The organism is Nonomuraea sp. NPDC002799, from assembly GCF_053592075.1.
This window is the reverse complement of record NZ_JBSFVA010000032.1, coordinates 51203-65903: the sequence shown is the minus strand read 5'-3', so window position 1 is coordinate 65903 and position 14701 is coordinate 51203. Positions and strand designations below refer to the sequence as shown.

The following is a 14701-nucleotide window of genomic DNA, read 5'->3' as shown; positions in this document are numbered from 1 at the left end:
GCGAACATACCTTTCATATACGGCTCTGACCTGCGGGAACGACGTCTCGGGCGAGGGTTCTCCGGTGGCCGATTTCCGGGCTCTGACGTGCGGATTTCCGAGTTGTGGAGGATTTTTCGGCTTTTCGTGGACGGGTGGGCCGGGCGGGGGTGGCGGCGGCCGCGCGGACGCCCGGGGGTGGGCGCTCGGACTGCCGGTTTCAGCGGGTACGGCGCCGGTTGCGGCCGATCGTCTGGGCGGGACGCGCCACGTATCGAAAACTGTTGATATTTCGTGACTTGCGGCATTGTTGAAGCTCCGCAATGATCTCCCGCGTGAAACGTCTGTGGTTATTTGCGATAATTGCGATGATGGGGATGACCGGCGTCGCCGAGGCGGCGGACGGGGTTCCCGGCGTGGACGTCAGTAACTGGACTGGCGACATCGAGTGGGAAACCGTGGTCTCGGGGGGCGGGAAGTTCGCGTTCGTCCATGCCACCGAGGGGACGAACTATCGAAACCCGCGTTTCGACGCGCAGTTCGGCGGCGCTGCCGGAGCCGGGCTGATCAGGAGCGCTTATCACTTTGCGCAACCGCACGAATCCGATGGGACAGCGCAGGCCGACTATTTTCTCCAGAACGGCGGCAACTGGATCACCGACGGCCAAACCCTGCCCGGAGTGCTCGATATCGAAGACAACCCGTACAAGGACAAGAACGGCAAGAACAACTGTTACGACCTGTCCGCCAAGGACATGGTGACCTGGATCAAGGACTTCACGAAGAAGTACCGCCAGGCGACCGGCCGCCACGCGATCATCTACACCACCACGAGCTGGTGGCAGACGTGCACCGGCAATTCCAGCAAGTTCACGGCGAACCCGCTCTGGCTGGCGCGCTGGGGCAGCGAGCCCGGCGAGCTGCCGAAGGGCTGGAAGAAGCACACGTTCTGGCAGTCGGCGGAGAAGGGCACGCTGGCCGGCGGTCAGAACGCGTTCAACGGCTCGGAGTCCCAGCTCAAGGGGCTGGCCGATCCGCCGGCCGAGGTGACCGTGTCGGGGGTGGCGCGGAGCCGGAGGTCGTACACGGTGACGATCTCCAACACCGGGCCGTACCCGGTCAAGGACGTCAAACTGTCGGGGCGGACGTTCGGCGGGCAACGGGTGATCAAGGCGTCCGGGTGCACGTTCAGCGGCACGGCGGTGCGCTGCACGGTCGGCGAGCTGGCGCGGGGGAAGAAGGTGACGTTCACGATCGCCACCAAGCCCGCCAGGACGAAAGGCCGGGTCGGCGTCAACGTCACCGTCGGGTCGGTCAAGCTCAAACTCACCTCCCGATGAGAACACCCATGTGAATGGGGGCGGCCACGGGCCGTGGCGGCGGCGTCGCTCCTGCTGACCGCCACGGCGTCTGTGCTGTTGAGTGGGCGCGTGCCGTCGTGGAGGTCCGGCTCGCGCACGCAGGTCGCGCGGCTTCCCGCCTGATCGGTACCGACTCGGTATGCCTGTAACGCCTGTGGCGCGACGAAAAATGAGAGACCCGGCGGCTAATGTGTGCCGCTATGGACAGGCGATGGGTGGGGCTCGACGGCTACGAGGTCGTAGGCGTGGTGCACGCGGGGCGGCAGGTGCTGCGGGTGCTCAGGCACGGGTGGGTCATCGCCGACTGCACCACGGTGAAGGAAGTGGCCCGGCACCTCGATCTGGCCGATCTGTGCGAGGTGATCGAGCTGCCGGAGCGGCGGCGGGCGGAGGCCGTTCTGGGCGCCACAACGAGTTCGCGTCATCGCTGAGTGCCGTGTATGGTTACACCTGTCCGCAGCGCCGGACAGGCCCCTATAGCTCAGTCGGCAGAGCGTCTCCATGGTAAGGAGAAGGTCAACGGTTCGATTCCGTTTGGGGGCTCGCATTCTGACAGGCAAAACGCTCGGTCCGAGATAACTCGGAGCCGGGCGTTTCTTGTTGCGGCGACAGAAATGCGATCGATCGAGAAAATCAGTTGCCATGTACATCGACACTCGGCCGGGACGCGACGACAAGCCGAACGAGGACTACGTCGCCGCCACGGTCAACGGCACCTCCGCCAGGGCTGTCCTGCTCGACGGCGCCGGCGGCCCATCCGAACTCCCGACCGGCTGCCACCACGGCACCCCTTGGTACGTGAGCCGGCTCGGGGACCACCTGATGTTCAACATGCGCGACCCGGCCACCTCGCTGACAACCGCCCTGGCACAAGCCATCGATGCCGTGGCGGAGTCGCACTGCGTAGGGTGCGACCTCAATGACCCTGGAACCCCATCGAGCACGGTCATCATGGTGCGGCGGGTCAACGGCATCGTGGACTATCTGGTGCTCGGCGACTCCACCTTCGTCGCAGAAGCGGAGGGAAAGGTCGAGACCGTCTCGGACAGGCGTATCGAGAGCGTGGGCGCCGACTTATGGCAAGCCATGACCGTCCTGCCGACGGGCACTCCCGAACATCAAGCAGCGCGCATCGCCTTCGTGGAGAACCAGCGGCGCAAGCGGAACAAGCGGGCCGGCGGATACCCGATCGCGTCGAACGATCCCGAAGCCGCCTACGACGCGCTGACCGGAACGTTCTCCTCCGATGACACACGCCGCGTCGCGCTTCTGTCAGATGGTGCCACCCGGTTCGTCGAGTTCGGGCTCGGAACGTTCGCCGACGTCCTCGACATCCTGGGCTCCGCCACCCCCGAGCGGCTGTTCGATCGCGTACGCATGGCGGAAGCGAGCGATCCTGCCGGCGAGCGGTGGCCGCGGGCCAAGCGGTGTGACGACGTCGCCGCCGCGTACCTGCCCATCCGGGCGAGCCGAAGCGCTTGATCGCGACGCGTCCCACACGAAAGGACGTGACTCCCGGGCGGGTGTGGGGCGAGTGCGGGCGGGGTAGTTGGGTTGGCGTGCGGGGGCGGGTGGCTGCTAGTCTGACCGGCACCTCCGATCAAGATCCCCGCGTGCCTGGCTCTTGATTTCGATTGTCGGGGGTTCCTGGGGCATACTAGGGGGACCCCACCTGATCGGGTGAGTTACTAATGTGCTCACCACGTCGGGTATCCTCTACGGGGCCGGGGTCTTACCGGCTCAAAGGCGGAGTAGCTCAGTCAGGCAGAGCAAACGGCTCATAATCGTTGTGTCGCCGGTTCAAGTCCGGCCTCCGCTACTGCCCATTCCCAGGTCGATCGGCCTGGGCACGGGCGTGTCCATGTCTCGAACGTAGAAAGGCACTCCCAAGTGGCTGCCACCGACGTTAGGCCGAAGATCACGCTGGCCTGCCAGGAGTGCAAGCACCGCAACTACATCACGCGGAAGAACCGGCGCAATGACCCGGATCGGCTTGAGCTGAAGAAGTACTGCCCCAACTGCCGCTGCCACCGCGCGCACCGCGAGACCCGATAGTTCTCCGGGCAGACCCCATATCCTTCATATCGAACAACCGGCGCTCCTCAGCAGGGCGCCGGTTCGTCGTGTCTGGGGCTACAGAGCAGCGGTGCCGGGCGGTGCCCCTGTCACCACGTGGCCGGGCAGGCGGGCGCGCGTGACGGCGGTTGCCACGTGGCGGTCAGCGGGCGTATTCCTGGAGGTCGCCGGCCATGGCCGGCGGGTGGCGGGCAGGTGCGCTCCGCCGTAAAAGATAGCTCCTTTACCAGGGACGGCCGAATGTTGTTCTGTTAGCGTCTGAGGGAGCAGCGCTCGGCTGCGGAGACATGCGAGGGAGCCGCTGATGGCCTTGAACCGTGACTTCGTGGGCAGAACGTACCCGCCCGGCGCCCCCTACGAGGTCAGCCGGGTGAAGATCAGGGAATTCGCGGCCGCGATCGGTGACAACAACCCGCTCTACCGCGACAGAGAGGCCGCCCAGGCCGCCGGCTATCCCGACGTGATCGCGCCCCCGACGTTCCCCATCGTCTTCAGCCTGCAGAGCGGAGGCGAGGCGCTCGCGGACCCGGGTCTCGGCCTCAACTTCGCCATGGTGGTCCACGGCGAGCAGCGCTTCGAGTACGTACGTCCCGTCTATGCCGGCGACCAGCTCGTGGTAACGGCGACGATCACCGACATCAGGACCGCCGGGCGCAACGAGCTGCTGACCGTGCGGAGCGACGTGGCCACCGTCGACGGTGAGCCTGTCTGCGTCACCTACAACACGATCGTCGAGCGTGGAGGGGCAGGCTGAGATGACCGCCACCATGAAGTACGACGAGCTTGAGGTCGGGCAGGAGATCCCGGCCGTGGACTACAACGTGCGCCGGGCCAACCTGGTGATGTACGCCGGGGCGTCCGGAGACTTCAACCAGATCCACTGGAACGAGCGGTTCGCCAAGATGGTCGGATTGCCGGACGTGATCGCGCACGGGATGTTCACGATGGCGCAGGCCGGCCGGTACGTCACCGACTGGGCCGGGGATCCGGGCGCGGTGGTGGACTTCGGGGTGCGGTTCTCCTCGATGGTGGTCGTACCCGATGACGATCAAGGGGCGACGATCTCCGTCAGCGGGGTGGTGGAGGAGAAGCTTGCGGACAAGCGGGTGGTCATCGGGCTGCTCGCGAGGTCGGGCGACGCGCGGGTCCTGTCGAAGGCGCGTGCGGTGGTGCAGCTCTCCTGACGTGGTGCTGATCGTCATGGCATGACGGTGGCGGGATGATATGTCGGGCTGGTCGTGGGTACGCGTAGTCCCCATGAGTGATGGTTTGCGACAGGTGTGGCCCTCGGTTCGATCGATCCCCGTTTCGGCCGTCACGGATACCAAGCCTCCCGGGCACATGCGGCCCGCACGCATGGAGCAGGTGGCGGGAGGCACGGGCAGCGGACGGGACACGACCGGTGGACAGGCGGCCGGTGGGCGGGCCGCCGGCAGGCAGGCGGCCGGTGGGCGGGCCGCCGCGCGGCCTGGAGCGGCCACCGGGGTCGGGACGGCCGGGGCCCGGCTCGCGGGGACGCACGCTCGCCAGAACCCCGCCGCCGAGCTGGGCTTCTCCGGCGACCCGGGCCAGCACGGCGATCCCGGTGACGACATGCTGCACGCCCAGCGCATCTGGGACGGCACGCTGGCCACCAACCGCCTCGACGACCTGGGCGTCAACGCCGAGCGTCAGCGGTTGGAGACCAAGGACGTCACCGTCAGCGTGAGCCTGCTCGCCGACGGCTGGCCGGACGACGTGGCGAAGTCCGTTCAGTCGCTGATCGATCACACGCACGCGCGGGTGCTCGCCCTCGACCTGGGCAACATTGACGGCGCCGGTGACGTGCTGGACGAGCTGGCCGACCGGCATCCGGAGCGGATCGCCGTGTGGCACGTCGCCGAGCGGCCGCACTGGCGTGGGGGCACGGCGACCTGGGGGGAGAGCCGCGCCAAGCTGCTGCGGCTGGACGAGTCGAGCGTGCACGTGCTGATGGAGACGGACGTGGTGCTGCGTGGCGACGCGCTGACGCCGCTGGTGGCGGCGGTCATCGAGGGAGCGGTCGCGGCAGGCTGGCACGGCCTGGAGCCGGTGGAGGGCGAGGGCCAGGACGCCCCTGCGGCCTGGCAACCCGACCACTCGCAGAACGGCGGCACGACGCCGGCGGGCGGCCATCCACAGAACGGCGGCACGACGCCGGCGGGCGGCCATCCGCAGGACGGCGGCACGACGCCGGCGAGTGGCGATGCGCGGGCGCGGTGGCGGGTGGCCGGGCCTGGGAAGGTGCGGGCGCTGGGCGGGGAGCTCATGGCCGTACGCAGAGCGACCGCGCTGGGCGCGCTCCCCGAGGACGCCCACTACGGCGGGAACGCCGATCTGGAGTTCTCTTTGGCCCTCGGCGGCGACCTCGTCGTCCCCGGCAAGACCCTGCCCGTGACCAGGCTCGGCCCTCATGAAGTCGCCCCCGACTACCGGGCCCGTGAGTGCGGGCGCAACTACGCGGGGGTGCTGCGCAGGCTGCGAGACTCATAAGCTTGGTGCTCATGGAGATGCTCGCGCCGTACACCACGCTGCGCCTGGGCGGTCCCGCCCGCGACTTCGCCGAGGCCACCTCGGCGGAACAGCTCGTGTCCCTGACCGCCGACGCCGACCGCAACGGCGTGCCCACGCTGGTGCTAGGCGGCGGCAGCAACGTCGTGGTGGCCGACGAGGGGTTCGACGGACTGGTCATCAAGGTCGCGACCGAGGGCGTGACGGTCTCCCGTGACGGGGAGCAGGCCGTCGTCACGGTCGAGGCGGGGGAGGACTGGGACCTGCTGGTGGCCCGTGCGGTGGCCGAGGGGTGGTCGGGCATCGAGTGCATGTCGGGCATCCCCGGGCTGGTGGGCTCGACGCCCATCCAGAACGTCGGCGCGTACGGGCAGGAGGTCGCCCAGACCATCCGGTGTGTCCGGGCCTACGACCGTCTCACCCGGCAGGTGGTGGACCTGGAGGCGCGGCAGTGCGGGTTCTCCTACCGTGACAGCGCCTTCAAGCGCGACCTGGCCCGGCACGTGGTGCTCGCGGTGACGTACGCGCTGGACGTCTCGGAGTCGTCGGGCGCGGTGGCGTACGCGGAGCTGGCCAAGAAGCTGGAGGTCGAGGTCGGCGAGCGGGTGCCGCTGGCCCCGGCCCGCGAGGCCGTCCTGGCGCTGCGGCGCGGCAAGGGCATGGTGCTCGACCCGGACGATCCCGACACGCGCAGCGCCGGCTCGTTCTTCACCAATCCGATCCTGTCGGCCGAGGAGGCCGGGGAGCTGGCCGTGCGCGCTCCCGGGCATCCGCACTGGGACCTGCCCGGCGGCTCCGTCAAGGTGCCCGCCGCCTGGCTGATCGAGCAGGCCGGTTTTCCCAAGGGCTACGAGCGCGGCCGGGCGCGCATCTCCACCAAGCACACCCTCGCCCTCACCAACCCCACGGGCACCGGCACCACCGCCGACCTGCTGGCCTTGGCCAGGGAGGTGCGTGACGGGGTGTCCGAGAAGTTCGGGGTCACCCTGGTCAACGAGCCGGTGCTGGTCGGCTGCACCCTGGCGGAATAGCTCCCTCCGCCGGGCTGTTATGGTGAGTTGAAATTACCGAAGGGGAGTAGTCCCAATCGTGTGATCGACATGCTGGCGCGTCATCGCGCCCGGTCACACGGGCCTTCATACGGGCGGACGAGACCTTCGGCCTGGCAGTCATGTGACAAGACGCTGCCGGGCCGAAGTCGTGCCCGAAAATCTCCCTGGGTGCCTGCTTCCGGCTCGGTCGCGCGGAAGAGGACCGTTTGGAAGCGTTCTGGATCAGCCTCGTCGTGATCTTCGTGGCTGAGCTCGGCGACAAGAGCCAGTTGATGGCCATGACGTTCGCGACTCGTTTCAAGACCTGGCCCGTGCTCCTGGGCATCACGATCGCCACGACCGTCGTGCACCTGCTCAGCGTCGCCGTGGGCGGTCTGATCGGCGACGCGCTGCCGACGACGGCCATCTCCGTGGTGGCGGGCCTGGCCTTCCTCGCGTTCGCCGCGTGGACGCTGCGCGGTGACGAGCTCACCGAGGAGGAGTCCAAGAAGGCCCAGCGCACCACCAGGAACGCCGTGATCGCGGTGACCGTGGCGTTCTTCCTGAGCGAGCTGGGCGACAAGACGATGCTGGCCACCATCACGCTCGCCACGAAGCACGGCTGGGTGGGCACGTGGATCGGCTCGACGGTCGGCATGGTGGCGGCGGACGCGCTGGCCATCGTGGTGGGCCGGCTGCTGGGCAAGCACCTGCCGGAGAAGGCCATCCGGTACGGCGCCGCCGCCGCGTTCGCGGTGTTCGGGGTCGTGCTGCTGGCCGAGGCGCTGCTCTGAGGAACGGCTGACGAGGCGCTGCGCTGAGAAACACCGAGTGAGGAACGGCTAAGAGGGCAGCAGGGACAGGCGGTGGGCCACCGCGGCGGCCTCGCCGCGGGTGGTGACGCCGAGCTTGGCCAGGATGTTCGAGACGTGCACGCTCACCGTCTTGGCCGAGATGAACAGCTCGGCCGCGATGTCCCTGTTGGTCCTGCCCAGGGTCACCAGCCGCAGCACCTCCAGCTCGCGCGGCGTCAGCAGCTCCGACGGCTCCTGGGCGTGCTGGCCGCCCACCCGGCGCGACAGGGCCTCGATCTCGTCGATCAGCGGGGTGGCGCGCAGCGCCTGAGCCAGCGGGAGAGCCACCCGCAGCCGGGCGGCGGCCCCCTCGCGGTCGCCGCCGTGCGCCGCCGTGGACGCGGCCCGCAGCAGCGCCCTGGCCTGGTTGTGCGGGCGCTTGAGCCGCTCCCAGGCCGCCGCCGCGGCGTCGAGGTCACCGGTGAACGACAACCGGTACGCCTCCGCCACCGGCCCGATCAGCGCCAGCTCGGCCGCCACCCCGGCGGCGTGCGCGCGTAGCGCCGCGGCCCGGCCGGGCTCGGTGGTCTCGGCGGCGTCGCAGACCGTGCGGAGCAGGGAGAGCAGCCGCCAGCTCAGCATGGCCTTGCTCGACTGCCGGGGATGCGCGAGCACGTCCTCGGCCACGGCCAGCGCGGCCCCCGGCTCTCCCCTGAGCAGGTGCCAGCCGATGCGCAGCCGGAAGTTGGTGATGAAGTCCTGGACGGAGTCCTCCGGACGGCCCTTGAGCACGCCGATCTCCGACAGGATGCCCTCGACGAGTTGCTGCTCGCCCCTGGCCAGCGCGATGTCGGCGCGCACGCGCAGCAGGGCGTACCTGGTGCGCAGGTTGGGCCCGTGGCTGAGCGCGCCGTCGACGACCTCGATGGCCTCGTCCCAGCGGCCGATCGACTCCAGCGCCTCGGCCCAGTTGTTCTTGATGAACAGGCCGCTGCCGCGTAGCCGGCCGTACTTCTTGGCCATCCCCCAGCCGTCCACCGCCATGCGCAGGGCCTCGTCCTCGCGGCCCATGTCGATGAGCGCGTCGATGTTGTTGCCGATCGCCCTGGTGATCAGGCGGCCGGAGCCCTCCTGCAGGCCGATCTCCAGCGCCTGCTCGTTGATGACGATCGTGGTCTCCAGATCGCCGCTGAGCGAGTGGCCGAGCGCCAGGTTCAGCAGCAGGTCGGCTTCGAGGCACCGGTCGCCGAGCTCCCTGACCAGGAGCAGCGTCTCGGTGATGAGCTCCCTCGCCTCGGCGATCTCGCCCTGCAGCATCAGGTGGCGGCTCAGCGGCGCGGCGACCACGGCCCGGTCGAGGCTGTTGTCCGGCACGAGTCTCAGGGCGTGCCGGAGGTCGTCGATGACGCCCACATGGCCCTTGGAGCTCTTGAACGCCGCCCGCCGCACGATGAGCTGCGCGGTGCGCGCCGGCTCCTGGGCCTCGTCCAACTGGGCGAGGGCGGCCTTGACGAACTTCATGCCCTTGTCATCGTCGCCGCCGGCGTTCGCGGCCTCGGAGGCGCGCTCCAGCACGGCGGTGTGGTCGGCGCCGATCAGCCGGGCGGCGTCGGGGACGCGGTCCCAGAGCATGAGGACACGTTCGAGCAGCGGCACGGCCTCGGTGTAGGCGAACGCTTTGAACGACTTGCGGGCCGCCTCCCACGCGGAGACCAGGGCCCAGTGGTCGTCGCGGGCGCCGTACCAGTGGTGGGCCAGCTCGACGGCGGCGCGGCCCGGCGGGACGAGCCCGCGGTCCTTGGAGATCTCCTCGGCGTACCTGGCGTGCAGGCGCTGGTGCTCGCCCGGCAGCAGCTCGTCATGCACGGCCTCGCGGATCAGCGAGTGCCGGAAGACGTAGGCGCGGTTGTCGGCGATCTGCAGCACGTTGCCCGCGATGGCGGGGCGCAGCGCGGTCTCCAGCTCGACGTCGGACAGGCCGCTCACGGCGGCCAGCAGCGCGTGGCTGACCCGGATGCCGCCGGCCGCGGCCACGCGCAGCACGCGCTGGGTCTCCTCGGGCAGCCGCTCGACGGAGTTGAGGATCAGGTCCTGCATGGACTCGGGGAACGTGCAGTCGATGCCGCACTCCAGCAGGGCCTCCACGAACAGCGGGATGCCCTCGCTGCGCTCGTAGACCTTCATGGCCTTGGCGTATTCGGGGACCGTGCCGAGGATCCCGGCCATCTGCTCGGCGACCTCGTCCCTCGACAGGCGGGGCAGGTCGAGCCGGTGCACGCCGTTGACCCGGCCCAGCTCGGCCAGCACCGGCCTGAGCGGATGCTGGCGGTGCAGGTCGTCGGAGCGGTAGGTCATGACGATCAGCACCTGCGGGGCGTGCAGGTTGCGGCTGAGGAAGGCGATGAGGTCGCGGCTGGATCGGTCGGCCCAGTGGATGTCCTCGATGACGAGGATGGTGGGCCGGGTGTCCGCGAGGCGTTCGAGGAGGGTGAGGAACTGCTCGAAGAGGCGGGCGCGCCCCATGTCGGTCTCGCCGTCGCCGCTGGGCTCGCCGAACTCGGGCAGCAGCCGGGCGAGATCGCGCTCGGCGCCCTCCGGCAGCAGCGCGGTCACCGGGGCCGGGCCCTGCTCTCTGACGAGTTGCCGTAGCGCGGCCGTGAAAGGCGCGTAGGCCAGGCCCTCAGTGGACAGCTCGACGCAGCCGCCGAACAGCACGTGCGCGCCGCCCGCCGCGCAGCGCTCGGCGAAGCGCTGCACCAGCCTGGTCTTGCCGACTCCCGCTTCGCCGCCGAGGAGGACCGCTGTCGCCAGGCCTTTCCGTGCTTCGTCGAAGCTTTCGGAAAGAGCCGCGAGCTCCTCTTCCCGCCCGACGAAGACGGGACTGACCGATCGTCCCCGCATGTCATCCAGCATGGCATGTCCCATGGATTGCTTTCGACGTATTTAGGCGGGTATATAAGCCCAGCTCAAGGGGGTGCGGAGGCCCGGCCACCAGGAAGAAGGTGGCCGGGCGCGCGTCGGGTGGTCATGAGGAGCGGAGCTTGCCGAAGAGGGAGCGGCGCTCGGACTTGTTGCCGCTTTCCGCCTCGCGTACGCGGCGGTGGTTGGCGGCGGCCTTGTGCAGCTCGTTCACGTGACTCTTCATGAGCTCGAACTGGATCTCGGGATTCATGGTCTCTCCTGCTGTTTCGTGCTTCTTTCTGACTTCCTTAAGACTCGCTCTAAGGGGTGGTCCGCCACATCGGGTGGATGCCCTATCTCTGGGTGTGCGAGGCGGGCGACATGCCTAGGACCTCGGCGCCAATCGCCCTAGGGTGCTCCGGTTTGGAGCTAGGGACCCTGGTCGGCGATGCTGTGGGGGTGTCAACTGTGACTACTTCGCTCGCGGGTGTCGCCTCGACCGACGCGACGCTGCGAGCGTTCCTGCACGGCCTGCCCGGTGTCGACCGGGTCGGCGCGGACCAGCGGGCGGCGATGCTCGGCACCCGTTCGATCAAGACGACCGCCAAGGCCCAGGCCATTGACCTGGCCATTTCCATGGTGGACCTGACCACGCTCGAAGGAGCCGACACGGCCGGCAAGGTGCGCGCGATGTGCACCAAGGCCGTGCACCCCGGCGGTGGCGCCCCCCGGGTGGCGGCCGTCTGCGTCTACCCCGACCTGGTCGCCGTGGCCGTCGAGGCGCTGCGCGGATCGGGAGTGAAGGTGGCCTCGGTGGCGACCGCGTTCCCGAGCGGGCGCACCTCGCTCGAGGTCAAGGTGAGCGACACCGCGCTGGCGGTGGCGGCCGGGGCCGACGAGATCGACATGGTGATCGATCGGGGGGCGTTCCTGTCCGGCGCTTACATGAAGGTGTTCGAGGAGATCGTCGCGGTGAAGGCCGCCTGCGGGGCGGCGCATCTGAAGGTGATCCTGGAGACGGGCGAGCTGGGCACGTACGACAACGTGCGCCGCGCCTCCTGGCTGGCGATGCTGGCGGGCGGCGACTTCATCAAGACCTCCACCGGCAAGGTGTCGCCGGCCGCGACGCCGCCCGTGACCCTGATCATGCTGGAGGCGGTCCGGGACTTCCGCGACGCCACCGGGCGTCAGGTCGGGGTCAAGCCGGCGGGCGGCATCCGCACGACCAAGGACGCGATCAAGAACCTGGTGCTGGTCAACGAGACCGCGGGGGACGACTGGTTGTCGCCGGACTGGTTCCGGCTGGGCGCCTCCTCCCTGCTGAACGACCTGCTGATGCAGCGGCAGAAGCTGGCCACCGGCCGGTACGCCGGTCCCGACTACTTCACCCTGGACTGATGATGGCGATCTTCGAGTACGCCCCCGCACCCGAGTCTCGCGACGTCGTCGACCTCAAGCCGTCCTACGGGTTGTTCATCGACGGCGAGTTCGTCGACGGCGGCGGCCCCGCCTTCAAGACGATCAATCCGGCGACCGAGGAGGCGCTGGCCGAGGTGGCCACCGCCACGCCCGGCGACGTGGACCGGGCGGTGCGAGCAGCGCGCAAGGCGTTCGGCGTCTGGAGCGCCCTGCCTGGCGCCGAGCGCGCCAAATACCTGTTCCGCATCGCGCGGATCATCCAGGAGCGCGGCCGCGAGCTGGCCGTGCTGGAGTCGCTGGACAACGGCAAGCCCATCCGCGAGTCGCGCGACGTGGACGTGCCGCTGGTCGCGGCGCACTTCTTCTACTACGCGGGCTGGGCCGACAAGCTGGCCTACGCCGGGTTCGGCAGCAAGCCGCTCGGTGTGGCCGGGCAGGTCATCCCGTGGAACTTCCCGCTGCTCATGCTGGCCTGGAAGATCGCTCCGGCGCTGGCCTGCGGCAACACCGTGGTGCTCAAGCCGGCCGAGACGACGCCGCTGACCGCGTTGTTGTTCGCCGACATCTGCCGCCAGGCCGGCCTGCCGCCCGGCGTGGTCAACATCGTGACCGGCGCGGGCGAGACCGGCGCCGCCGTGGTGGCGCACCCCGACGTGAACAAGGTGGCCTTCACCGGCTCCACCGAGGTCGGCCGGATCATCGCCAGGACGGTGGCCGGCACCGGCAAGAAGCTGACGCTGGAGCTGGGCGGCAAGGCGGCGAACATCGTGTTCGATGACGCCGCCATCGACCAGGCCGTCGAGGGCATCGTCAACGGGATCTTCTTCAACCAGGGGCACGTCTGCTGCGCCGGATCGCGGCTGCTGGTGCAGGAGTCCGTGCAGGAGGAGCTGCTCGACTCGCTCAAGCGGCGCCTCGGCACGCTGCGCGTCGGCGATCCGCTGGACAAGAACACCGACATCGGCGCGATCAACTCCGCCGAGCAGCTCGCGAAGATCCGCGAGCTGTCCGCGCTCGGGGAGTCGGAGGGCGCCGAGCGCTGGTCGCCCGCGTGCGAGCTGCCCGAGCGGGGCTTCTGGTTCCCGCCGACGTTGTTCACCGGGGTCGCGCAGTCGCACACCATCGCCAGGGACGAGATCTTCGGTCCGGTGTTGTCCGTGCTGACCTTCCGCACCCCGGCCGAGGCCGTGGAGAAGGCCAACAACACCCCGTACGGGTTGTCGGCCGGCGTCTGGACCGAGAAGGGGTCGCGCATCCTGTGGATGGCCGACAGGCTCCGGGCCGGGGTCGTCTGGGCCAACACGTTCAACAAGTTCGACCCGGCCTCGCCCTTCGGCGGCTACAAGGAGTCGGGCTACGGCCGCGAGGGCGGTCTGCACGGGCTGGAGGCCTACCTTGACGTGTGAACATCGCCGTTCGCGCCGTCGCCTCCGCCGTGCGCAGGCCACCCGCGACCACGCCTACGCCCGCGCCGGGCGCCCCGTGCGCACCGGCTGGTACGCCCACCGCTGCGGCGTGAGCCGATGCGCGCAGGTCTTCGTGCCGGTCGAGATGTCGCAGGAGTCCACCTGGAGGGGTCGGGGCGATGAGTAGGTTGTCCGTCAGAAAGACCTACAAGCTGTATATCGGCGGGGCGTTCCCGCGCTCGGAGAGTGGGAGGTCCTATCCCGTGACCTCGCCCAAGGGCGACTTCCTCGCCAACGCCTCCCGGGCCTCGCGCAAGGACGCCCGCGACGCCGTCGTGGCCGCGCGCAAGGCGTTCCCCGGCTGGTCCGGGGCCACCGCCTACAACCGGGGGCAGGTCGTCTACCGCGTCGCCGAGATGCTGGAGGGCCGCCGCGCCCAGTTCGCCGAGGAGCTGGGCGGCGGCAAGCGGGCGGCGCTGGAGGCGGTGGACGCGGCCGTGGACCGGCTGGTCTGGTACGCGGGGTGGTCCGACAAGATCACCGCCGTCCGCGGGGCCGCCAATCCGGTCGCGGGGCCGTACTTCAACCTGTCCTCGCCCGAGCCGGCCGGCGTGGTCGCGATCGTCGCGCCCGCCGATCCGCTGCTCGGGCTGGTGTCGGTGGTCGCGCCGGCCATCATCACCGGCAACACCTGCGTCGTGGTGGCCTCCGAACGCGCGCCGCTCGCCTCGATCACGCTGGCCGAGGTGCTGGCGACCTCCGACCTGCCCGGCGGGGTGGTCAACGTCCTGACCGGGCAGCAGGCCGAGCTGGCTCCGTGGCTGGCGGCGCACATGGACGTCAACGGGCTCGACCTCACCGGGGTCGAGGACGGCGACCTGGCGCTGCGGTGCGAGCAGGCCGCCGCCGAGAACCTCAAGCGGGTCCTGCGCCCGGCCGATGAGGACTTCGCGGCGGATCCCGGGATCGGGCGGATGACCAGGTTCCTGGAGACCAAGACCGTCTGGCATCCGCTGGGGGTCTGAGCGCTCGGTCGCCGAGAGGGGTCAAGGTGGAGGACGGCGTCCGGCGGGCTCGTGCATGGCGAGCCGCTGGAAGCCGGCCCGCTCGGCGTCACATGCGGAATGATTGCTGCGAATAATCGTTTCCCTTACTAAGGACGTTGACGCGCCCTCCATACGTCAAAGAGATGATCCTTATGGCAG

At 69.4% G+C, this 14701-nt stretch carries 14 protein-coding genes and 2 tRNA genes; 14 read left to right on the top strand and 2 right to left on the bottom strand.

What is annotated here, in order from left to right; all coding sequences use genetic code 11:
• Positions 1 to 314: 314 nt before the first annotated feature.
• From ACWD0F_RS39640 to ACWD0F_RS39590, 11 genes are all read left to right on the top strand, one after another.
• Entirely contained in the window at positions 315 to 1319 is a 1005-nt protein-coding gene (locus ACWD0F_RS39640; protein ID WP_449885900.1) for a GH25 family lysozyme, read from the top strand.
• A 221-nt stretch (positions 1320 to 1540) separates the two neighbouring features.
• A complete protein-coding gene (locus ACWD0F_RS39635) occupies positions 1541 to 1771 on the top strand; it encodes a transposase (protein WP_449885897.1) in 231 nt (76 codons plus the stop codon).
• A gap of 39 nt (positions 1772 to 1810) precedes the next feature.
• Positions 1811 to 1883: transfer RNA gene (locus ACWD0F_RS39630), tRNA-Thr, on the top strand.
• A gap of 99 nt (positions 1884 to 1982) precedes the next feature.
• A complete protein-coding gene (locus ACWD0F_RS39625) occupies positions 1983 to 2822 on the top strand; it encodes a protein phosphatase 2C domain-containing protein (protein ID WP_449885895.1) in 840 nt (279 codons plus the stop codon).
• 263 nt (positions 2823 to 3085) lie between these two features.
• Positions 3086 to 3159, top strand: a tRNA-Met gene (locus ACWD0F_RS39620).
• A 71-nt stretch (positions 3160 to 3230) separates the two neighbouring features.
• Positions 3231 to 3395 (top strand): 50S ribosomal protein L33, encoded by a 165-nt coding sequence (gene rpmG / locus ACWD0F_RS39615; protein ID WP_019632658.1) that lies wholly within the window; start codon positions 3231 to 3233, stop codon positions 3393 to 3395.
• A 325-nt stretch (positions 3396 to 3720) separates the two neighbouring features.
• Complete coding sequence (locus ACWD0F_RS39610; RefSeq protein ID WP_449885892.1) at positions 3721 to 4170, top strand: MaoC family dehydratase N-terminal domain-containing protein; 450 nt, start codon at positions 3721 to 3723, stop codon at positions 4168 to 4170.
• Between the two features lies 1 nt (position 4171).
• On the top strand, positions 4172 to 4600 hold the full coding sequence (locus ACWD0F_RS39605; RefSeq protein WP_449885889.1) for a MaoC family dehydratase: 429 nt from the start codon (positions 4172 to 4174) through the stop codon (positions 4598 to 4600).
• 157 nt (positions 4601 to 4757) lie between these two features.
• A complete protein-coding gene (locus ACWD0F_RS39600) occupies positions 4758 to 5927 on the top strand; it encodes a hypothetical protein (protein ID WP_449885887.1) in 1170 nt (389 codons plus the stop codon).
• 17 nt (positions 5928 to 5944) lie between these two features.
• On the top strand, positions 5945 to 6976 hold the full coding sequence (locus ACWD0F_RS39595; protein ID WP_449886056.1) for a UDP-N-acetylmuramate dehydrogenase: 1032 nt from the start codon (positions 5945 to 5947) through the stop codon (positions 6974 to 6976).
• A 227-nt stretch (positions 6977 to 7203) separates the two neighbouring features.
• Positions 7204 to 7770 carry a TMEM165/GDT1 family protein gene (locus tag ACWD0F_RS39590; RefSeq protein ID WP_449885884.1) on the top strand — a complete coding sequence of 189 codons (567 nt, stop codon included), beginning with the start codon at positions 7204 to 7206 and terminating at the stop codon, positions 7768 to 7770.
• 48 nt (positions 7771 to 7818) lie between these two features.
• On the opposite strand, the gene ACWD0F_RS39585 is transcribed toward ACWD0F_RS39590, so the two are convergent.
• Both ACWD0F_RS39585 and ACWD0F_RS39580 read right to left on the bottom strand, forming a co-directional pair.
• On the bottom strand, positions 7819 to 10671 hold the full coding sequence (locus ACWD0F_RS39585; RefSeq protein WP_449885881.1) for an AAA family ATPase: 2853 nt from the start codon (positions 10669 to 10671) through the stop codon (positions 7819 to 7821).
• A gap of 124 nt (positions 10672 to 10795) precedes the next feature.
• Positions 10796 to 10942 carry a hypothetical protein gene (locus ACWD0F_RS39580; RefSeq protein ID WP_449885879.1) on the bottom strand — a complete coding sequence of 49 codons (147 nt, stop codon included), beginning with the start codon at positions 10940 to 10942 and terminating at the stop codon, positions 10796 to 10798.
• Positions 10943 to 11139: 197 nt separating this feature from the next.
• Between ACWD0F_RS39580 and deoC the strand changes: the two genes are divergently transcribed.
• The 3 genes from deoC (at position 11140) to ACWD0F_RS39565 (ending at position 14521) form a co-directional block, all read left to right on the top strand.
• Positions 11140 to 12069: a deoxyribose-phosphate aldolase gene (gene deoC, locus ACWD0F_RS39575; RefSeq protein ID WP_449885876.1), complete on the top strand. Its 930-nt coding sequence runs from the start codon at positions 11140 to 11142 to the stop codon at positions 12067 to 12069.
• Positions 12069 to 13496, top strand: coding sequence for an aldehyde dehydrogenase family protein (locus ACWD0F_RS39570; RefSeq protein ID WP_449885874.1), 1428 nt, complete (start codon positions 12069 to 12071; stop codon positions 13494 to 13496). Before deoC ends, ACWD0F_RS39570 begins: the two co-directional genes overlap by 1 nt.
• A gap of 179 nt (positions 13497 to 13675) precedes the next feature.
• On the top strand, positions 13676 to 14521 hold the full coding sequence (locus tag ACWD0F_RS39565; RefSeq protein ID WP_449885871.1) for an aldehyde dehydrogenase family protein: 846 nt from the start codon (positions 13676 to 13678) through the stop codon (positions 14519 to 14521).
• Positions 14522 to 14701 lie beyond the last annotated feature (180 nt).